17 protein-coding genes are annotated in these 19,248 nt (G+C 57.2%); 10 read left to right on the top strand and 7 right to left on the bottom strand.

Annotated features, from left to right (window positions below):
- Nucleotides 1-125: 125 nt before the first annotated feature.
- Together MKFW12EY_RS07565 and MKFW12EY_RS07560 are read left to right on the top strand one after the other, a co-directional pair.
- The gene (locus tag MKFW12EY_RS07565; protein WP_221054282.1) at nucleotides 126-794 is read left to right on the top strand and encodes a hypothetical protein; all 669 of its coding nucleotides are present in this window, start codon (nucleotides 126-128) and stop codon (nucleotides 792-794) included.
- Nucleotides 795-991: 197 nt separating this feature from the next.
- Nucleotides 992-1,480, top strand: coding sequence for a glutathione peroxidase (locus MKFW12EY_RS07560; protein WP_054758545.1), 489 nt, complete (start codon nucleotides 992-994; stop codon nucleotides 1,478-1,480).
- Nucleotides 1,481-1,483: 3 nt separating this feature from the next.
- Here MKFW12EY_RS07560 and MKFW12EY_RS07555 read toward each other — a convergent pair whose 3' ends face one another.
- The 6 genes from MKFW12EY_RS07555 to MKFW12EY_RS07530 all read right to left on the bottom strand — a co-directional run bounded on the left by MKFW12EY_RS07555 (nucleotide 1,484) and on the right by MKFW12EY_RS07530 (nucleotide 9,213).
- Nucleotides 1,484-2,677: a flagella assembly protein FlgT middle domain-containing protein gene (locus MKFW12EY_RS07555; protein ID WP_245006462.1), complete on the bottom strand. Its 1,194-nt coding sequence runs from the start codon at nucleotides 2,675-2,677 to the stop codon at nucleotides 1,484-1,486.
- Complete coding sequence (locus tag MKFW12EY_RS07550) at nucleotides 2,655-3,338, bottom strand: hypothetical protein (protein ID WP_054758603.1); 684 nt, start codon at nucleotides 3,336-3,338, stop codon at nucleotides 2,655-2,657. Before MKFW12EY_RS07550 ends, MKFW12EY_RS07555 begins: the two co-directional genes overlap by 23 nt.
- A 112-nt stretch (nucleotides 3,339-3,450) precedes the next feature.
- Nucleotides 3,451-3,792 carry a ribosome silencing factor gene (rsfS, locus tag MKFW12EY_RS07545; RefSeq protein WP_054758539.1) on the bottom strand — a complete coding sequence of 114 codons (342 nt, stop codon included), beginning with the start codon at nucleotides 3,790-3,792 and terminating at the stop codon, nucleotides 3,451-3,453.
- Between the two features lie 8 nt (nucleotides 3,793-3,800).
- Nucleotides 3,801-4,436 carry a nicotinate-nucleotide adenylyltransferase gene (nadD, locus tag MKFW12EY_RS07540; RefSeq protein WP_221054281.1) on the bottom strand — a complete coding sequence of 212 codons (636 nt, stop codon included), beginning with the start codon at nucleotides 4,434-4,436 and terminating at the stop codon, nucleotides 3,801-3,803.
- Nucleotides 4,437-5,729, bottom strand: coding sequence for a glutamate-5-semialdehyde dehydrogenase (locus MKFW12EY_RS07535; RefSeq protein WP_197488427.1), 1,293 nt, complete (start codon nucleotides 5,727-5,729; stop codon nucleotides 4,437-4,439).
- Between the two features lie 145 nt (nucleotides 5,730-5,874).
- A complete protein-coding gene (locus MKFW12EY_RS07530) occupies nucleotides 5,875-9,213 on the bottom strand; it encodes an EAL domain-containing protein (RefSeq protein WP_245006461.1) in 3,339 nt (1,112 codons plus the stop codon).
- A 474-nt stretch (nucleotides 9,214-9,687) separates the two neighbouring features.
- On the opposite strand from MKFW12EY_RS07530, the gene MKFW12EY_RS07525 reads away from it, so the two are divergent.
- The 8 genes from MKFW12EY_RS07525 to MKFW12EY_RS07495 all read left to right on the top strand — a co-directional run bounded on the left by MKFW12EY_RS07525 (nucleotide 9,688) and on the right by MKFW12EY_RS07495 (nucleotide 18,397).
- Complete coding sequence (locus tag MKFW12EY_RS07525) at nucleotides 9,688-9,840, top strand: hypothetical protein (protein ID WP_054758538.1); 153 nt, start codon at nucleotides 9,688-9,690, stop codon at nucleotides 9,838-9,840.
- 9 nt (nucleotides 9,841-9,849) lie between these two features.
- Nucleotides 9,850-10,374 (top strand): cupredoxin domain-containing protein, encoded by a 525-nt coding sequence (locus MKFW12EY_RS07520; protein ID WP_064024825.1) that lies wholly within the window; start codon nucleotides 9,850-9,852, stop codon nucleotides 10,372-10,374.
- A complete protein-coding gene (locus MKFW12EY_RS07515) occupies nucleotides 10,367-11,986 on the top strand; it encodes a b(o/a)3-type cytochrome-c oxidase subunit 1 (protein ID WP_054758536.1) in 1,620 nt (539 codons plus the stop codon). The genes MKFW12EY_RS07520 and MKFW12EY_RS07515 overlap by 8 nt, the downstream gene beginning before the upstream one ends.
- Nucleotides 11,987-11,988: 2 nt before the next feature.
- Nucleotides 11,989-12,636, top strand: a complete 648-nt coding sequence (locus tag MKFW12EY_RS07510) for a c-type cytochrome (RefSeq protein WP_054758534.1) — start codon at nucleotides 11,989-11,991, stop codon at nucleotides 12,634-12,636.
- A gap of 74 nt (nucleotides 12,637-12,710) precedes the next feature.
- On the top strand, nucleotides 12,711-13,502 hold the full coding sequence (locus MKFW12EY_RS07505) for an elongation factor-1 alpha (RefSeq protein ID WP_221054280.1): 792 nt from the start codon (nucleotides 12,711-12,713) through the stop codon (nucleotides 13,500-13,502).
- Between the two features lie 231 nt (nucleotides 13,503-13,733).
- The gene (locus tag MKFW12EY_RS23000; protein ID WP_245006528.1) at nucleotides 13,734-13,886 is read left to right on the top strand and encodes a hypothetical protein; all 153 of its coding nucleotides are present in this window, start codon (nucleotides 13,734-13,736) and stop codon (nucleotides 13,884-13,886) included.
- Nucleotides 13,886-15,271, top strand: a complete 1,386-nt coding sequence (locus MKFW12EY_RS07500) for a KAP family P-loop NTPase fold protein (RefSeq protein ID WP_342394031.1) — start codon at nucleotides 13,886-13,888, stop codon at nucleotides 15,269-15,271. The genes MKFW12EY_RS23000 and MKFW12EY_RS07500 overlap by 1 nt, the downstream gene beginning before the upstream one ends.
- A gap of 3 nt (nucleotides 15,272-15,274) precedes the next feature.
- Nucleotides 15,275-18,397 (top strand): NACHT domain-containing protein, encoded by a 3,123-nt coding sequence (locus MKFW12EY_RS07495; RefSeq protein ID WP_054758524.1) that lies wholly within the window; start codon nucleotides 15,275-15,277, stop codon nucleotides 18,395-18,397.
- Nucleotides 18,398-18,456: 59 nt separating this feature from the next.
- Here MKFW12EY_RS07495 and MKFW12EY_RS07490 read toward each other — a convergent pair whose 3' ends face one another.
- Nucleotides 18,457-19,221 (bottom strand): inositol monophosphatase family protein, encoded by a 765-nt coding sequence (locus MKFW12EY_RS07490; RefSeq protein ID WP_054758522.1) that lies wholly within the window; start codon nucleotides 19,219-19,221, stop codon nucleotides 18,457-18,459.
- Nucleotides 19,222-19,248 lie beyond the last annotated feature (27 nt).

Here is a 19,248-nt window from a genome sequence, read left to right as displayed (position 1 = left end):
CCCGGTGCCGGCGACGGCCGCGCTGCTTGCGGATGCCGGGCAGCCACTACAAAAACACACAGCGCGCCCAGTCGGGAAACCGGGCCGGCTTTGTAAATAACAACACTCTTTCAAAGGGGACCGTCATGTTGGAAACTTTATCGATTCTCGGCATATCGCTGCTGCTATTGGGCATTGCTATTTGGGCCTTCTTCCGCCATCGCCGCAAGGTCCGGGCCGCCACATCGGCGATAACATCGCAGCCGCCGCAAGCGCCGATCAAATCCGATCAGGCAATTCCGCAAACCAGAACCGAAGCGGCGCCCGCAGCACCAATCCCTGCACCGGCACCGGCACCGGCACCCGCGCCGGCTATTAGGCAAGCAGAACCAAGCCTGGCTCCGGCGGTTACGGCCAATACCGAACGTGAGCCCGAAGACTCGGTATTACGCCGCCACTACCAAGCCGCCAAATTGGCAGAGAAGGAAGCGCTGGCCAACCCGTATCCGACCGATTCGGTGTTGCGCCGCCATTACGCCGCCGCGCACGGCGCCTATTCGGCCCCAGCGCGAATCGCCGAAAACCGGCCAATCAGGACGGAGGCCGAATCCTGCGCGCCGGCGACGGTAGCGGTGGCCGCAGAACCCGGCATTCCGCAAGATTCGGTGCTACGGCGGCATTTCTTGGCCCGCCTGGCCAACCAGATCGAAAGCGAACTGCCGGTCAAACCGTCCGACTCTGTGCTGAGACGGCATTACGAGGCCATCGTCGCCCAAAAATTGCAACAATACCTGGCACGGATGCAGTCGGCTTAAGCGCCGGGTGTGCGTTGACAAATCCGCGGCCAACGGTAATCTGCAGCCGTTCGCGCCGCGGTGTGTCGTCTTGCGTATCGAACTTGGATACCCCTTCCGGCCAATTTTCGGAAGGCCGACACAATTCGGGCCGCGGCGGTGTGCAACCATGGCCTCGCGACAAGCTACCGTTCTTTACTCCGAGCTAAGTTTTCACTATGAGCGATATTTACCAATTTTCCGCCGTGAACATACACGGCGAACCCATTTCGCTAGCCCAATTTCGCGGCAAAGTCATCATGGTGGTCAACACGGCCAGCCGCTGCGGTTTCACACCGCAATACCGCGGCCTGGAAGCGTTGTACCAAACCTACAAAAGCCGCGGACTCGAGATACTGGGGTTTCCGTGCAACCAATTCGGCCAACAGGAGCCGGGTTCCAACCAGGAGATTGCCGGATTTTGCGAAACCAACTACGGCGTCAGTTTTCCGATGTTTGCCAAAGTGGAGGTGAACGGCGCCGATGCCGACCCGCTGTTTCGTTATCTGAAAGCGGCCGCGCCGGGCTTGCTGGGAAGCCAATCGATAAAATGGAATTTCTGCAAATTTTTGATCGGCCGGGACGGCACTGTGTACAAACGTTACGCACCCTTCGTCGCGCCGTCGGCGTTGAGCCAGGATATCGAGCGCTTGCTGGCCGCAGCCTAACCCTTACGGCGACCCGAAACTTTTCACCCAGTCTCCGGGCCGAACTACGCCCTGCGCGCCGGAATCCAGACTACCGGCCGCAGTGTTGGCGCTGACTTCATTGATCGTCAAAATTCCGACCTGGTCGCTCAAGCCCCGCCCGCTGGGCGCAATGCCGGCTGCCGAGTAGACCATCAGCTTGTCGCCCATCCTGATTTTGTCCTGAGCGCCGGCCGCAATCACGATGCGATTGTTTGCCGACTCCAATACCCGGGTGGTAAACGGATAACAACCGAACAAGCGATGCAAATCCTCGCTGGCCTGCTGGATCAATTCGCTGATTTTATGCCCCGACGGCGTGTCGTTGAAACGCTCGCTGCCGACGTTGTAGCCGTTGGGCAGCGAGACATCGCCCAGGATCGACGCACTGTAGCGTTGCTGGAACAGCAGCACACCGCTGAATCCGTCGTGGACGAATACGTCGAAATCGATGCTGCGCCGGCCAATGAAGTCGCGCGCCATCGATTTGATTTCGGCCAATACACCTGTGCCCCTGACGAACTCGGTCGATTCGGTACGAAACCCGCGGATTACGCCGGACAGCACAAACTGGGCGTTATATTGGCGGGCGACGTTGACGATCACCGACTCGGCGGAGCCGGTGGTCGGCAAAATTTCGGGCGCAATATCCGGTCGGGAATACAACACGGCGTTGGTCAGATTACGGCCGATAAAATCGCCGGTTTCCATCAACCGGTTATTGATCTCGCGCGGGATGCCGCTGAACAAGTCCTGGCTTTCGCTGCTACTGACCTGCTCGGCGTTCATGATCGGAAAACCGGTAGCGACGATTTTTTTGCGGTACGGCGACGCGCAATGTTGGCGCTCGGACAATACCGCCAAGGCCTGCACCCGATAGACCTCGCCGTCCTGCCATTCGTCGACCACCTTGATGTCGCTGATCATGGCTCCGGCCGGATTGCTGCGTTTCAACTGCGACGACGCCCGCTGCACCGCATCGTCTATCGCTGCGCGCCGCGCGTCCTCGACGCCGCCGGCGCCGATGGCAGCCGCGCCTTGTACGCTGGTTTGCCGTCCGGAAACGTTTGCCTCAGAGTCGTTGGCATCGCTCCTATGCAACACGCCGCCGTCGCAAGCGGCCAACACCAGCGCCAGTAACGGCAGGATCAGACTGTTAAAGCGAATTAAAGAAGCCATTGAACAGGAAATATTGGAGAAAGCCACGTGCACCAGTATTGACTATCCCTTGCGCGTCGTAAAGTCCGGCATCCAGCAAAACGTCGTCCAGAATGTTCGGTCGTTTGGAGAAACCGCTGACGTAATACAGGTCGTTGCAATCGCGCGAGCCGCAAGCCAGATTGGCCGACGTTACCGTCGCCTCCTTATAGCCCAGCCGGGTGAACGGAACTTTATTGTCTTGTTGCAAACATTGGTCGACGTTGCCGGTACCGCCGTTCATGCAACGGTAAAAACGCGGGCTTAATTGCAGCTCCAATGTCGCTTTCAGCGTGTCTTTTACCGTGCGGTAGTCGGATGCGGCGGCGCCGCGCAAATAGGTATCGAGATAAACGCGGTACGTTTCGTCGCGCATCACTTTGGCGCCGACCGTGTCGCCGCCGTCCAGCGGCTCCCGGTACAACTGGTCTGCCAAGCTGCGGAACGCCTCCAGCTTGGCCGCCTGTTGCGCTTGCAACCAGCGTTGGTTGACCGAAAGCCGGCCGCTGTTATCGAAATTGCTGAAGCCGCTGGCACGTAAGGTTTTAGTCTGCGCCGCCGTCTCGGCATTTTTAGCGCCGGGGCCAGCACAGGCCGCCAAGGCCAAACAGGCCGCCAAACCGATTAGTCGCAACGTTTTCATAACCCCTCCTTTAGCATGCCTAAGTCATCGACTGGGCCGGACTTTTCTTGAGGGGGCGCACCGAAAAATTAGCGCGGCAAAGCCGGCAAAATCGCGTTTCCGCGCCGAATCCTCAGGCGCGGGCGGCGTCGCCGCTGACCGACCACAATTTTTCCAATTGGTACAGCTCGCGGGCTTGCCCGGTCATCACGTGCACAATCACGTCGCCCAAATCCAGCAAGATCCAATCGGAACTCTGGTCGCCTTCCAGGCCCAGCGGTTGCAGGCCGTTTTCCTTGACTTTTTCGACCACGTAATCGCATAACGATTTAGCGTGGCGCGACGAGGTACCGGTGGCGATCACCATAAAATCGGTGATGCTGGTCTTACCGCGCACGTCTATGGTTTTGATATTCAGGCCCTTGCGAACGTCGAGTTCGGTTTCGACCAGTTTCACTAACGCTTCTGATTGCATTCGAATTCCTATTGATCAGTAGTTGCTTGATAAAGTTGATGCTGACGGATCAAAGCAATAACCCGATCAGGCAATAAAAACTGCGGACTGCGGCCGGCCGCGATTAAACGGCGGATTTCGGTGGCGGAAATCGCCAAAGCCGTTACCGGTTGGAAATAAATCCGTCCGGCTGGCGCGTCGCTCAACAGCCGGGAATCGTCGGCCAGCCGTTGTTGCAAAAAATCCGGTAACGGCCCGTGCAGGAAGCCGGGCCGGGTCATCACGACGACATGGGCCAACTCGAACAAACGCTGCCACCGGTGCCAGCGCTCCAAGCCGGCAAAGGCGTCGGCGCCGATGAACAGCAGTAACGGCGTATCGTCAGCCAATTCGCTGCGTAAGGCCGCCAAGGTATCGACCATATACGACGGCCCGTCGCGCTCCAGCTCGCGCCTATCGGCGAAAAATCCCGGCGTATCGGCCACTGCCGCCGCCAGCATTTGCATCCGAATCTCGGCGTCGGCCTCGGGTTGGCCGCGATGGGCCGGCAGCCGGCACGGAATCAGGTGCAGCCGCTGCAATCCGAACAGTTCCTTGACTTCCAGTGCCGTGCGTAAGTGGCCGTAATGGACCGGATTGAAGGTGCCTCCGTAGACGCCGATCATTTATTGGCGGATATGGCCGTCGCCGAGCACGACGTATTTCAACGAAGTCAGACCGTGCAAGCCAACCGGCCCGCGGGCATGCAGCTTATCGGTACTGATGCCGATTTCGGCGCCCAGACCGTATTCGAAACCGTCGGCAAACCGGGTGGAGGCGTTGACCATCACCGAGCTGGAATCGACTTCGCGCAGGAACCGCCGCGCCAACGTGTAATCCTCGGTGACGATGGCTTCGGTGTGGGCCGAGCTGTAGGTGTTGATATGGTCGATCGCTTCGTCGATATCGGCCACGATCTTGATCGACAAAATCGGCGCCAGATACTCGGTATGCCAATCTTCTTCGCTGGCGCGGACGGCCTGTTTCACCAACGAACAGGTTTTCAGGCAACCGCGCAATTCGACGCCCTTCTCCGCGAATTTTTCGGCCAAAACCGGCAACACCGTCGGCGCGATGCTTTCGGCGACCAACAAGGTTTCCATCGCGTTGCAGACGCCGTAGCGGTGCGTTTTGGCGTTCAGCGCAATCGCCACGGCTTTATCGATATCGGCCTTGCCGTCGATATAGACATGGCAAATGCCGTCCAGATGCTTGATCACCGGAATCGTCGCTTCGGCGCTGATCCGCTCGATCAGGCTCTTGCCGCCGCGCGGCACGATTACGTCGACATACTGCTGCAGCCGGACCAGTTCGCCGACCGCGGCCCGGTCGGTGGTTTCGACCACTTGTACCGCCTGTTCCGGCAGGCCGGCCGCGGCCAAGCCTTTGGCGATGCAGGCCGCGATTGCCCGATTGGAATGTATGGATTCGGAACCGCCGCGTAAGATGCAGGCATTGCCGGATTTCAGGCACAAGGCCGCCGCATCGACGGTAACATTCGGCCGCGATTCGTAGATGATGCCGATCACGCCCAGCGGCACCCGCATCTGCCCGACCTGGATGCCGCTGGGCCGGTAGCCGAGGTTGCTGATTTCGCCGACCGGGTCAGGCAAGGCCGCGACTTGCTTCAAGCCCTCGACCATGGCGCCGATGCGGGCCGGCGTCAACTCCAGCCGGTCCAACGAAGCCGCATCCATGCCGTTGGCTCGGCCGGCCTCCAGATCCTTGCGGTTTTCGCCGGCCAATTCGGCACCGGCTTCGGTAATCGCTGCGGCGATTTTGAGCAAGGCATCATTTTTCCGGCCGCTATCGGCTTTGCTGATTTCTCGGCCGGCCTGTCTGGCTTGGCGGCCGAGTTGCTGCATATAGGTTTTTATATCCACGGCTTGACTATCCGATGATTTGGAAAAACCGGGCATTATAACCGCAGAACTTAGCCATTGTCGGCCCGAGCAGGGCGTGGCGCACGCCGGAACCGCTAAAAACTCGGCCGATCCCGCTATATCCCGGCCAGCGGTAAACCGGCGGGCCATAGCCGTCCGAAATCAAATCAGAATCCGTCGGCTAAATGCTGTCATGCCGAAACGCGGTGATGTAGGTGTAGCAGGTGCGGGCATCCTCGGCCAGTTCGAAAAAACCGATGCTGCGTTTGCGCCATGGAGAAAAATCCGGTTCGCCGTTGAGCCTGGATAAATCGCGAAAACCCATGTTCCAATTAGGAAAAATCCGGCGCTGCTGCGGCGCCTGCACCACCAAGTGGAAGTCTCGGTGGCGCGGATCGAGCTTTATCCTCTCGACCAACTGCAATACCGTTTTGCGCCTACCTTCCAATATCTGCATAAAACAACCATCCATGTACAACAGGCAACCGGTAATGCTTCTGGCGTTATTCGCCGCGCGGGTCTTTTCCAGCAGCGCGTCCAATTGGCTATCGCTAAACGGCCGGACCGCCCTGCTGACGTAAATCAGGAAAAACAACGGCGGCTCGGCCCCTACCAGCGACTGCTCCTGGAGCTCGTGGCTAAACCGGTCGATAAAAATCGGCTCTTCCAGCGGCCGATGAAATAGGTAGCCCTGAATGTAGTCGCAGCCCAATGCGCGCAACTCGAGCAACTGCTCGATATTTTCGACCCCTTCGGCAACCAGCTTCAAGCCCAGGGCCCGCGCCAAACCGACAATGGCGCGATTCACGGCCCGGTTTTCCGACTGGGTTTCGATACCGTCCACAAACGCCCTATCGATTTTCAACACATTGACCGGCAGCCGGGTCAATTGCGCCAGCGACGAATAGCCGGTACCGAAATCGTCTACCGCCACCCGCATCCCCAAATCGGCCAATCGTTGCAATACGCGCAAATTGTTGTCGATATCGGCCATCAACGAGGTTTCGGTAATTTCCAACAAAATACGCCGCGGGTCGGCGCCGGTTTCCCGCAGAATCTCGGCAAAATCCTCGGCCAGACTTTGTTCGCTCAACTGGCGGGCCGACACATTCACCGAAATATAGGCCGGCGCCGAGTCGGACCAACGCCGGCGCCAGTCGGATTCGGCCCGGCACGCCTGACGGAACACCCATAAACCCAGCGCCACAATCGCACCGGTCATCTCGGCTATCGGAATAAAAATCGCCGGCGAAATTTCGCCCTCCTGCGGAAACCAGCGCAGCAAAAGTTCGGCGCCGACGATCCGGCCGCTATCGGCACAAACTATCGGCTGAAACCTGGGCGATAATTCGTTGCGTTCTATCGCCAACCGCAAACCTTGAGTCACCGACAGGCGCTGGCGAACCTTTTGTTCGAGGCTGTCGTTGAAAAAATGCCAACCGTCGCGGCCTTTTTGCTTCACCTCGTACATCGCGGTATCGGCATAGCGCAACAAGTCGTCGGTGGAATGGGTGGAACCGTGGCCGGCGGCAATACCGATACTGGCCGTCACGTACAAGGAATGTCCGTTTAACGCCATCGGTTGGCGTAACGCGGCATTGATGCGCTCGGCAATCAAAGACAGTGCCGTCGGTTGATCGATTTGTTCGCACAGCACCACGAACTCGTCGCCGGCCAGACGGGCCAGCGTATCGCCCGGGCGTATCAGTTCCCGCAAACGCGCGGCGATGGTTTTCAGCAGCGCATCGCCCATCTCGTGGCCGTAGGTATCGTTGATCAGTTTGAAATCGTCGAGATCGACAAATAACAGCGCGACGTTGGCGCCATGCCGGCGCGAACGCTGCAAGGCACTGGCCAAACGTTCGCGGATCAGCGCCCGATTGGGCAAACCGGTCAGACTGTCGTGCGTGGCCTGCCACAGCAACTCCTCCTCGGCCTGTTTGCGGCTGGAAATGTCGCGTAGCGTCACGACCAACATCCATTGCTCGCCGAAGCGGACTTTACCGATCGAAGCTTCCAACGGAAAAAACGAGCCGTCCTTGCGGTAACCGGCCAGTTCTCCGCGCCCACCCATATTGCGTTGCGTCTCGTCGCTTTCGACAAACCGCTTGACCAATTCGGCGTGGCGCTGGCGAAAATGCGGCGGCAGCAATAAGTGCACCGACATACCCAAAATTTCCGCGCCCGAATAGCCGAACATTTTGCAGGCGTTGACGTTGGCTTCGGTGATGATGCCGTTTTCGTCGGCCGCCAGAATCGCCATATCGGCAATCGACAATATCTGCTGCGCGGCATTCGATTGGGCCAATACCGACTTGGCCCCCTGCATGACCTGGCCGGTATCCTGCGGAGACGGCGGCGAAATATGCAATTCGGCGGCTTGGCGACTATAGCGCTCCGGTATACGCGGCGGATTCAGCTCGAAACGCTCGACAATACGGAAGCTGCCGTCGGCGTTACAGCGCGCCAAATAGGTATTCACCCAGGCATGATGGGTTTCCGCATCCATGCTGACACGGCCCTGGGGCGCAGTAACGCTGACCGTTTCCAAAGCATCCACCAAGGCTTCGTTGGCGGTGGAACCGGCTTGCTCGACGGCTTTAGCGAAAGCTTTCACGCAAACGTAGGTCGCTTCGCCGAAGTTAGTCAATATGCCGTTGCCGTTCGGCCAAATGCCGTCGATACCGGGTTCGGCGGCTAACTTTTGAAAATAAGCCCGATTTTCCTCGCGATCCAGCGACATGAAATAAGTGTTGCTGGAATAAAAGCCTTCCCGCACGTGAGCCGGCAACAGGCTCGCCAATACTTCGTCAAAATGCCCCATCACCACCGCCATGTGCTTCTTCAAGCCCATCTCGGCGAAACCGGTCAACAATTTGAGTTGATCGGTGCCGGCAAAATAAGGCACGAATACATCGGCTCCGGAGCGGGCGACCAGTTCCAGCAGGGCGTTGATCTCGTCGCCACTGGCGCCTATCGGCAGATATTCTTCGCCGACCACATCGCCATCGAGTTTGTGCAGGCAACGTTTGGCCGCATCGATGGAGCCGCGCGGCCATTCGTAATTATTGCCGGCAAAAAACATTTTCAGCCCGTAGTGCTCGGCCATGTACGGAATCATCTTGTCGATCTGCTGGTTCGGCAGTGCGGCGAAATGAAAGAAATAACGGCTGAAAATACTGCCTTCGTAAAACGAGAAATTCAGATAGGGAATCTTTTCCGGTTCGGCGACTTGGCTGGCGACGGCAATCCGGGAACTGGACAATAAATTGCCTATGATTGCCACGCAGCGGTGCTCGCTGACCAAGCGCCGCGCGGCAGGCACCGCGGTCTGCGGCAAACTGCCGTCGTCTTCGACGATCAACTCCAGCGGCCGGCCCAACAAACCTCCGCTGCGGTTGACTTCGGCACAGGCGATCCGGGCGGCGTGAATGATTTCGCTGCCGTACATCGCCACCACGCCGGTCAGCGGCGGCATTAAGCCCAGACGAATCGGCTCAGTTGATGGTAATGAATCCACTATGCTTGTTCCCAATCGATAAATCTCGCAATTAACCTGAAATCGACAATGGTATTGTCCTTAGCGACGCCTTATAACCGAATCGACCCGGACTGACAATCCGCCGCCCTACCGAAAAAACGGCCGGACTGTACTGCCCAGGCCCTTCCCGGCGGCCATGGCGCTTGCCGGCCGCATATCCGCAATCCGGGTTTGTCTGGGGAAGTGGCGCGACAACCAGCTGCTCGACAGCGCCACCCGGATCAGACTGCGATCCGCTGCCCGGCCGACACAAGTCGTAACTCTCTGTAAGAAAGCCCCACAACCATATAAAAAACTTGAGTTATCCGATTTTGAGCCGGCGATTCTTTGAGAGTATGATAACCCCAGCAATCGGCTGGTTAAGTCATCAGCAAGAATGACGGAGCCTGTGCTGTTCATGCCGTTGGTTGCCAACTCAATTCCTGTCACAACCGCATACAAGAAAGGAAGGATATGAACAATCTGACTGAAGAAGAACGCAAAAAAATCCTGGAGAGCTCGCCGGTCGGCACCTGGGCCTTGATGTTGATCGTCGGCGGCGGCATGGTGATCGCCTGGTTGCTGATGTATTACGGGGTATTCCTGCCTCGCGGCCATATCGGTTAGGGGGACACCATGCATATCGACCAACTGGAAAAAAGATGGGCCGGCATCGCCTTGGGCATCGCCGGCTTTTTTGTCGCGGTGATTCTGGGCTCCGCCCTATTTCACGGCATCCACGCGCCGAGCAACGTCGAGACCATCGATTCGGCGAAACTGCACCTGTCGGAAGAATTTGCCGAAGATAAACTCGGCGCCAGCACCAACCCGGACGGCAGCGTTACGGTGCGGATGGTGGCCGGGCGCTACGGTTTTTATCCGAAAACCTTGACCCTGCCGGCGGAAACCAAACTCACCTTCCGCTGGGTCAGCCTGGACGTGATCCACGGCGTGCATATCCCGATGACTAACATGAGCACGATGATCGTGCCCGGTTACGTCGCCCAGGTCCAAACTGAACTGCACCACGCCGGCGATTATCCGCTGCTGTGCAACGAATACTGCGGCATGGGCCACGCGCATATGTGGAGCAATATCAAGGTGGTCAGCAAAGCGCAATGGGAAGCGCTCAACAAACAACGGGGAGCAAACCATGGATAACAGCGTAGAGAAAAAATTGGCGCTAACCCATTTCTGGGTTGCGTTCGGCGCCTTCGGGCTGGCCGCGGTGATGGGCTTGTATCAAGTTATCGAACGCAGCGGCTTCTTCGGTTTTCTGGAGTCGCGCGAGGTCTATTACGCGTCGGTCAGTACCCACGGCGTGCTGATGGGCTTTGTGTTGACCACCTTCTTCATCATGGGCTTCGGTTACTACGTCGCCACCAGCAGCTTGAAACTGCCGGTGTGGAATAAGACCTTCGCTTGGACCGGTTTCGGCGTGGCGCTGGCCGGCGTGGTCATGGCCGCGCTGCCACTGCTGTTCGGCCAGGCCTCGGTACTGTTTACCTTTTACCCGCCGTTGAAGGCGCATCCATTGTTCTATATCGGCGCCACCTTGCTAGTGGTCGGCTCCTGGTTCTGGTGCGTGTCGATGATCGTGATGTACATGCAGTGGAAAAAAGCCAATCCCGGCGTGCCGGTGCCGCTGGCGATGTTCGCCACCACCGGCAACGCCATTCTGTGGTTGTGGACCAGCGCCGGCGTCGCCGCCGAAGTCTTGTTCCAATTGATTCCGTGGGCGTTGGGCTGGATCGATACCATCGACGCCGGCTTGGCTCGCACGCTGTTCGCCTGGACCTTGCACCCCATCGTCTACTTCTGGCTGATTCCGTCCTACACCGCGTTTTACTGCCTGGTACCGAAACAGGCCGGCGGTTTCCTGTTCAGCGACGAGATGGCGCGCGCCGCCTTTATCCTGTTGGTGGTGTTCAGCTTGCCGATCGGCTTCCACCATTTGTACATGGACCCGGAACAAGGCCACGGCTGGAAACTGCTGCACGCGGTCGGCACCTTCGTCGTCACGCTGCCGACCTTCATCACCGGCTTTACCGTGATTGCCTCGCTGGAAATCGCCGGCAGGCTGAACGGCGGCAAAGGCCTGTTCGGCTGGATCGCCGCGCTGCCGTGGAGCAACCCGCTGGTGCTGGCCTTGATCCTGGGCCTGTTGATGTTGATCTTCGGCGGCTTCGGCGGCCTGATCAATGCCAGTTACGCGATGAACGCGATGGTGCATAACACCGCCTGGATTTCCGGCCATTTCCATCTGATCTTCGGCGGCACTACCGTGATCATGTATTTCGGTATCGCCTATTACTTCTGGCCGGTGTTGAGCGGCAAACCGTTGTACTGCCCGTCGCTGGCAATCGCCCAACTGTGGAGCTGGTTTATCGGCATGATCATCATGACCACGCCCTGGCACATTTTAGGCCTGCTCGGCCAACCGCGCCGGATCGACAGCGTGCACTACAACAACCTGCTGACGCTGTCATGGGAACCGTACGAGGTGACGATGATATTCGGCGGCCTGATTCTGCTGGGCTCGGCCGGCTTGCTGGTTTATATCTTGTATAAAACCCAGATTAGCCAGGAAAGCTATCAAGGCGAGATCGAGTACGCCGAACCGATCCATGCCGTGAAAGATCTACCCAACTATCTGAACAGCTTTGGCTTGTGGAACGCCATCATCGCCGTATTCATGTTGATTGCCTTCGGTTATCCGATTCTGCAATTCTTCTTGATGGAAACCTTTGGTTCAGGCAGATGGGGGGTCTGATCATGAAAAAACTGATACTTACTACAGCCTTGCTGCTGCCGACCGCACTAGCGGCGCAACCTTCGTCGCAAGTGGCCTGGACGGCCGACCAGCTGAATTTTGTCAAAGCCGGCAATCCGCAGAAAGGCCAGGAGCTGGCCAAAAACTGCGGGGGCTGCCACGGCGAAAGCGGCATCAGCACCATGCCCGGTACGCCGTCGCTGGCCGGCCAGTTGCCGACCTACCTGTACAAGCAATTGCGCGATTACGCCGACGGCAGCCGCGACAACCCGATGATGTCCGGCCCGGCCAAATCGTTGAGCAAGCAGGACGCCGCCGACTTGGCCGCTTGGTTTTCCAGCCGGCCGCCGGCGTTCAAGTCGCGCAGCCCCATGGTTTACGAACAGGCGGAAAAGCTGGTAACCCAAGGCAGCAACGACCGGATATTGCCGCCGTGCGAAGTGTGCCACGGCGGTAACGGCCAGGGCCAGGAAATGGATACGCCGGCCCTGGCCGGCCAAAATGCCGAGTATTTTGTCACTACCTTGAAGGCCTTCAAAACCGGCAGTCGCCATAACGACATCTACAGCCGGATGCGTTTAATCGCCGAAGCGCTTAGCGAAGACGAAATCAACGAGTTGGGCTTCTTTTACCAAAACGTCAATAAATAACCGGGCGCCGGGCGGCCGCGACATTGCGGCCGCCCGTTTACGCCCGCTCCGCCAATTCAGCGACCGGATAGCTTATGTCCACCGATTCCAATATTCCCGTTAAGTATGCCTACAAGGGCGCAAACCTGATCAGCTTCGGCACTAGTATCAAATTGTTGTTCACTGGCTACCTGGTCACGATCGGCGCCGGCTACCTGATGGCGCTGACCCAGATTTTATTTACCCACGGCATGGCCGACGGCAAATTCGGTTTGTCGCTGGACGATATCGTCTACAGCTACTACGGCGACCGCTCCGGTTCGGTGTTGGAATCCAAACTCAACGGATCGATGAAAATGAACGCGCCGGACCAGGAGCGGTTCAAGATTATCCAATGGGTGCGCGACGGTGCCGACGAAGCAAAATACAACGCCGACATCAAACCGATCGTCGAAAAGAACTGCGTGATCTGCCACAATGCCAACGCCGGTTCGCTGCCGGACTTTTCCAAATTCGAAGCCTTGAAAAAGGCTTCCGAATCCAGCGAAGGCGCCACCTTTGCCTCGCTGACCCGCTTGTCGCACATTCATTTATTCGGCATCAGCTTCATTTTCATGTTCGTCGGCGTGATCTTCAGCTTCAGTACCGGCGTACCGTGTAAATACAAATATCCGGCCATTGTCATGCCCTATTTGTTTTTATTGGTCGACATCGCCTCGTGGTGGCTGACCAAACTAAACCCGCACTTTGCCTGGCTGGTCATCATTGCCGGCGCCGGTCTCGGCATTTCCTTCGCCTTCATGTGGACCGTGTCGATGTACCAGATGTGGATACTGGGCGGCGTGCTGAAACAATCCGACCGGCGCAATGCGGTGTTGCGGGATTAGCCTTAAATCGTTATTCGGGATGGGTGCGGATAACGCCCATCCTTTTCGATTACCGACCACGACCGCATAGTGCCTGCGCTGGACTGAAGGATTTGTAACGGCAAATCCGGACTGCTCCACCGATTTCTCTATTCCCCGACTAACCACTTGGCCGCTGTCTTCCGGCAACCTCTGCGGCAAACCCAGAATTCTGTATACAATTGGGCCAATCCAAAACCACCGGGAAAGGCAATGCCAGCGACCTATATCAACGACCAATGGGTGCAACAAGACCAACTGGGACTGGGGAGGGCCGGCGACGAACTGGCGCGCATGAGCCTGGAAGTCAATCGCCTTTCACCATCGGGATTACCGGCAAATGGGGTTGCGGCAAAACCAGTCTGATGCGACGGGCTTTTGCAACACTGGGCGGCAAACCGATCAGCCAGAACCTCAGATTAGGCCAGGATAAATCAGAGCTGACCCAAGAATCGCTGGAACAACTTAATAGTCTGAACCATCGGTTAAATGGCGAAAAAAATCGGGCTCTGAATTGGACTGACGCATTGCATGAGACGGCGGATCAAAGTTTAAGCATCTGGTATTCGCCGTGGCAGCACCAACAAGCCGACAACCCGTTGATTCCGTTGTTGCAGGAAATACGCGCCCAGTATGGTGTCAAGCGCAGATTGTTGGAACAAGGCGGACAACTCAACCGGCAAGGCGGATTGGCCGCTTTGACTCTGATAGAGTACGTCATCGACGCCGCGATCAGTTTTACCAGCGGTAAACCCGTCAAAGCCGCCGTCGGCGTTAGCGAAAACGTGCGCAAGGCCTGGAATGAGAACAATTCGGAAAACCTGGCTAAACCGAGCGACGGCCAACGCTTCCATCTATTGTTCGAAGACGCGGTAGAGAATCTATTGGACGACCTCGCCGAGTTAAACACTCGAAAACTCAACAACCAAGCCCGCCTGATCGTCTTTATCGACGACTTGGACCGCTGCGAGGAGAAAGCTGTGGTGGCCTTATTGGAAGCGATCAAGCTCTACCTGGGCACCAGCCGCTGCGTATTTATTTTGGGAGTTGACGACGTCGCGGTCGGCGACGCGTTGAAACGCCACTGGCAAGGCCGCAGCGACGACAACAACCGCGAGTATCTGGAAAAACTGTTTCAGGCCACGCTTCCGGTGCCGCAACCGCAACCCAAACAGGTGCGGGCGTTGATCCTACAACAACTGGAAAGCCACGGCTTTCCCGCCGACGCAAGGGAAGCCTTGGCAAACGATATCGAAGCTCTGCTGGAACCCAATCCGCGCAAAGTGAAAAACTTTTTGAACAGTCTCTGCATCAACTGGCAGATGCTGCGCTGCAAGGCCATGAAGGAAGCCGAGAACTGCCGGCGTCTGGTCATGTTCCAGTACTTGCGAGTCAACCATCGCCCGGTATGGCGCCTGCTGGAACGCGAGCCGGTGTTGTTGCAACTGCTGCTTCGCGTATTCACCGATAGCACCGATCCGGTGGACATAGACTCCAAAAGTTTAAGCACGGACGAATTACGTCTAACCCGCGAAATATTTTCCCGCTCCTTCGCCCACGTGTTGAAACACGACGATGCCAAAGACATGAAACTGCATCGCAGCCAATCCCTCGATGCCGCGGTGGACAAGGCCCTGGAGCGCCTGGACCGGCGCCGCTCCGACCAATATTTCGTCGAGTGGATGAAGCAGAATGTTTCTCCCAACGAAAGCCTGCCTGCCATGTATTTGCAAATCACCGATACCGACTAAGCCATGGCCGATTTCAATAGCCCCGCCGAACAAAACGCCAGAATGCAGGCCAGAGCCGGCTATTTTCGTTGGCTCAACAAGCATTACGGTAATGCAGAACTTGCGGAAATAACCGACGAGCCGGAACCGATCAGTTTGCGCCAAATCTTCGTGCCGATGCGGGTCAGCCGTAAGAACCGTTCGGAAACCAACATGGCGCCGCCGGAAAAAGTCGTCGAATTGGAAACCCCGGACCGGCTCAGGGGCGAGGATGCGTTCGATTTGGTTGCGGAAAGTTCGTTCGTTTGCCTGTCCGGTCTCCCCGGCAGCGGCAAAACCACGCTGACCAAAGCCTTGGTCGGCGAGCTATGCGGCAGCCATCCGAGCCGGCTGCGCACAACGCTGCAAGGGCAACGCGGCATAGCGCCTATTCCCATCGTTCTGCGCGACATTGCCGGCATCGACGGCATCCACAGTCTCGAGGAATTGATGGAAGCTTGGTGGCGCAACCTGCAGCGGCAGGCGGCACAGAGCGACAACCTGGACATTGCCCGGCTGCGCGCCAGTTTCTCCGCCGAAGGCGACGCTTTCCCGTTGTTGTTGTTGCTCGACGGTCTCGACGAAACCGGCGGCCCCGACCTGCGCCAAGCCCTGCTGGATATGGCAATCGCCGCGCACAACCATGGCGGCCACCGGGTGGTCGTCACAGGCCGCCCGAGCGGCTTCGACGGCCTGGATATCCCTTATTTGGTATCGAAGGAAGCGGACAATATCGGAAAAATTCGGTGGGCTAAAACCCGGCGCGAAACGGTTGGCATCAACTTAACCAAAGACTGCCTTTACCACTTATTACCGTTGGCCTGGCCGCAAATCGAAAATTTCATCGACAGTTGGTACCGCTTGCGGCCGGAATGGGCAATCAAACGCGCCGAAGGCAGCGCCCACTTTCTGGAGGCACTTAAAGATCCGCAGCGCAATTATCTGTTGACGTTGGCACGACGCCCGATATTTTTAACGCTGATGGCTCTGGTCCACTGCACCCGCAACGAAATGCCGCACGGCCGGGCGGATTTGTACGAAGCCATCGTCGATCTATACCTGAACCGCCAGGACCGCCACCGCCAACGCAAAAACCGCCTCGATACCCAGGGCCATCAGCTAAAAGACTGGCCGGTGCAGGAAAAGCGCCGGGTGTTGGCCCGGATTGCCTACCAAAGCCAAGTGATGGGATCGGAAAATGCCGAAGCCGGCACACATCCCGACCGGCGCCGGATCGTTTGGCAACGAGCCGACCTGGAGAGCTTTGTTGCGGATTACCTGCTAGGGCGCGCCAGTCTGGGCGGCGTCCCCGCCGAAGACGCCGGCCAATTGCTGGATTACTACCTGCACCCCGCCGGTTTACTGATCTCACCGCGCAAAGGCGAAATTTGCTTTGCCCATTTGAGCTTTCAGGAATACCTGTGCGCGGAAGATATCCAGCGCCGGTTGGCCGGCACCCGCTTTGCCGACGTGTTTCGCGAGGATTTGGTACAACGCCTGGGCCAACCCGGCTGGGACGAGGTCGGCATGTTGTTGCTGACCATGCAAAAAAGCCGTACAGATCAAGGCCATCTGGAATTGCTGGGATTGTTGCCGCCAGATCAGGCAAGCGCAGCCGGCTTATTGGTCAGAGCGGTCTGCAGCAAGGAATTGGGGCTGACGCCGGAACAGCAACGGGCTTGGTTGCCGGCATTATTGATAATCTGTTTGTGCAATCCCAATTGGGGGATTGGCCTTTTGCTTAGCTCATGTGAAACGCTAACTGACACTGGCTTAAATCAAGTTAAACAACTATTAACCGAATGTTCAAACCCCGAGCGGCAGTGGCAATCGTTAGAGTCCAAATTACTTGACATACCGTATCTGAACTGGTCCGACCAGATCACAAAAAAATTTCAACAAACTTGGTTGAAGCCTGATTGGGATACGTGTCGGAATCCATTGGCTGCGCGGCTCTACAGTATTTTGTGTTTATTGCTTCTAACGAGATGGGGGTTAAAAGAAAACTTTGAAAATCCTTTTGCGGACTCTGCACTTGAGGACGCATTGCTTTCAGCAATCGATTCCGAATCGTTAATCTGGCAACGGCGGGATAACGGCATCAACATCGCATTCCCCTATCCAACAAATACTTGTACGACGCTCGATACAGTTATGCCCAAGCAAGGCAACTTATGGCAACACCTGTGTTCATTGATCCCTACAGATGCTTGGTTATTGCAAGGGGAAACCGAGTTTACTCAGCCATCGGTGCAATCCACCATAAACCCGACTGATAACTTACCGATTCGGAGCCGGTTATCGTTGGGCCTATATCAAGTGCTATTAGTCAGTGAATGCTCACCATTGCCAAAACTTAAGGCGGAAAGATCAGAGTTATTCTCTCAATTCCGATCCGAATCGACAGCAGCGTGGATTCTAATTAGGTGGTTACGGCGCCTCGAACACTCACATTCGCGACATTCACATTTCAGATCGATGCTACGGTCGCGGATAGCTGGTGGTTCGCAGCCAACCTTTTTCTCGCGCTTGCCTGAGCAACTAATAACACATTCCGTAATGCCTTCGCATTTGAGAATCCTATTACAGCGTTGCGATGAAAAATTGAAAGTTACGGACGTTCCTGAAGATATCGAAATCACTTTTATTTCGGCGTTTGAATTGTTCAGCCACCGTTACGCCGCCCACGACTGGTTTACCGAACAAGCCGAGAACCCGGACTTGGTCCGCCGCCGCGGTTTGATCCCCGGCGAGCCGTTACCGCGCAGCCTGGGTTTGTTCGACGAGCGCGGGATACCGCTGGAGCGCCAGGATCGACAATCATGGCTGGCGTTGCAAGCTTGGTTGAACGACGACGATGCCGTGTTGGCCTTCTTCTTCCCGGAAGGCCTCACTGCCGGCGACGACCGCCTGTTACGCAGCGATCTGGCGATTCTGAAACAACAACCCTGGTCGCCGCACGCTTTTCTCAGTGCCGCACTGGCCGAGTGGCCGGAGCAGCAACGCTACCGGGATTTCGGCTTAGAGACTGCTCAGCAAGAAATGCTGATGGCTTGCGAGCGATTTCTGGCGCAAACCGAAAGCGGTTCGGACCGGGACGAAACTTGATCGGACCGGTTATCGCCGATAAACCGACGCAACGGTCGGCGCGCCGCCACCGCGCCGGCTCACATCAACGGCAAGATCTGATCCAGCAATTTGCCGTTGGTGGCCAGGATTTGTTTGGGGAAGACGCCGGGATTGCCGGCGAAATCGGTCAGCGTGCCGCCGGCTTCCATCACCACCAAAGCGCCGCCGGCAACGTCGTACAAATTCAGTTCCTGCTCCCAAAATGCATCGACTTGGCCGTCGGCGACGGTGCACAAGTCCAATGCCGCCGAGCCCAAGCGGCGTTGGCCGGTGGTGGCTTGAGCGATGCGGGCGAAACGGGCCAGGTTGTTGTCGGTTAAATATTGGCGCAAACAGGCAAAGCCGGTCGAGACCATGCTGGCACCGAGGTCGGTTTCGTCGGAGACGCGGATCGATTGGCCGTTTTTCCAGGCGCCCTTGCCTTTCTCGGCGCAATAGTAATCGTCCAAGGCCGGGCCGTAGACCACGCCCATGACCAGTTCGCCGTCGATTTCCAGCGCCACGCTGATGCCCCAATAATATTGGCCTTTGGAAAAAGAATGGGTACCGTCGATCGGGTCGACGATCCAACGGCTGCTTTGGTTGGCGGTCTGGCCGCTCTCCTCGCCCCAAAAACCGTATTCCGGGCATCGTTCGGTCAACGCTTGTTTCAGATAGTTTTCGACGGCAACGTCGGCGTCGGTGACTAGATCGCGCGCGCTTTTTTTATTGACGGCCAGATTGGGCAGATCGTTGAAATAATTCATCGCCACGCTGCCGGCGGCGCGAATGATGGGTTCCAAGGCTTGGAGTGTGATTGGCATGGTGGTCTCGGCTTAAAATGTCGGTAG

The sequence above is a fragment of the Methylomonas koyamae genome (assembly GCF_019669905.1).
In the GTDB taxonomy this organism is placed as follows: domain Bacteria; phylum Pseudomonadota; class Gammaproteobacteria; order Methylococcales; family Methylomonadaceae; genus Methylomonas; species Methylomonas koyamae.
This window is presented reverse-complemented; position numbering and strand designations above follow the sequence as displayed.

Coding starts and splice junctions, on each gene's coding strand:
- MKFW12EY_RS07555 (WP_245006462.1), bottom strand. CDS start 2,677: ATGGCTTCTTTAATTCGCTTTAACAGTCTGATCCTGCCGTTACTGGCG.
- nadD (WP_221054281.1), bottom strand. CDS start 4,436: ATGATCGGCGTCTACGGAGGCACCTTCAATCCGGTCCATTACGGCCAC.
- MKFW12EY_RS07550 (WP_054758603.1), bottom strand. CDS start 3,338: ATGAAAACGTTGCGACTAATCGGTTTGGCGGCCTGTTTGGCCTTGGCG.
- MKFW12EY_RS07515 (WP_054758536.1), top strand. CDS start 10,367: ATGGATAACAGCGTAGAGAAAAAATTGGCGCTAACCCATTTCTGGGTT.
- MKFW12EY_RS23000 (WP_245006528.1), top strand. CDS start 13,734: ATGCCAGCGACCTATATCAACGACCAATGGGTGCAACAAGACCAACTG.
- MKFW12EY_RS07500 (WP_342394031.1), top strand. CDS start 13,886: ATGCGACGGGCTTTTGCAACACTGGGCGGCAAACCGATCAGCCAGAAC.
- MKFW12EY_RS07510 (WP_054758534.1), top strand. CDS start 11,989: ATGAAAAAACTGATACTTACTACAGCCTTGCTGCTGCCGACCGCACTA.
- MKFW12EY_RS07560 (WP_054758545.1), top strand. CDS start 992: ATGAGCGATATTTACCAATTTTCCGCCGTGAACATACACGGCGAACCC.
- MKFW12EY_RS07525 (WP_054758538.1), top strand. CDS start 9,688: ATGAACAATCTGACTGAAGAAGAACGCAAAAAAATCCTGGAGAGCTCG.
- MKFW12EY_RS07565 (WP_221054282.1), top strand. CDS start 126: ATGTTGGAAACTTTATCGATTCTCGGCATATCGCTGCTGCTATTGGGC.
- MKFW12EY_RS07495 (WP_054758524.1), top strand. CDS start 15,275: ATGGCCGATTTCAATAGCCCCGCCGAACAAAACGCCAGAATGCAGGCC.
- MKFW12EY_RS07505 (WP_221054280.1), top strand. CDS start 12,711: ATGTCCACCGATTCCAATATTCCCGTTAAGTATGCCTACAAGGGCGCA.
- MKFW12EY_RS07520 (WP_064024825.1), top strand. CDS start 9,850: ATGCATATCGACCAACTGGAAAAAAGATGGGCCGGCATCGCCTTGGGC.
- MKFW12EY_RS07535 (WP_197488427.1), bottom strand. CDS start 5,729: ATGCCCGGTTTTTCCAAATCATCGGATAGTCAAGCCGTGGATATAAAA.
- rsfS (WP_054758539.1), bottom strand. CDS start 3,792: ATGCAATCAGAAGCGTTAGTGAAACTGGTCGAAACCGAACTCGACGTT.
- MKFW12EY_RS07490 (WP_054758522.1), bottom strand. CDS start 19,221: ATGCCAATCACACTCCAAGCCTTGGAACCCATCATTCGCGCCGCCGGC.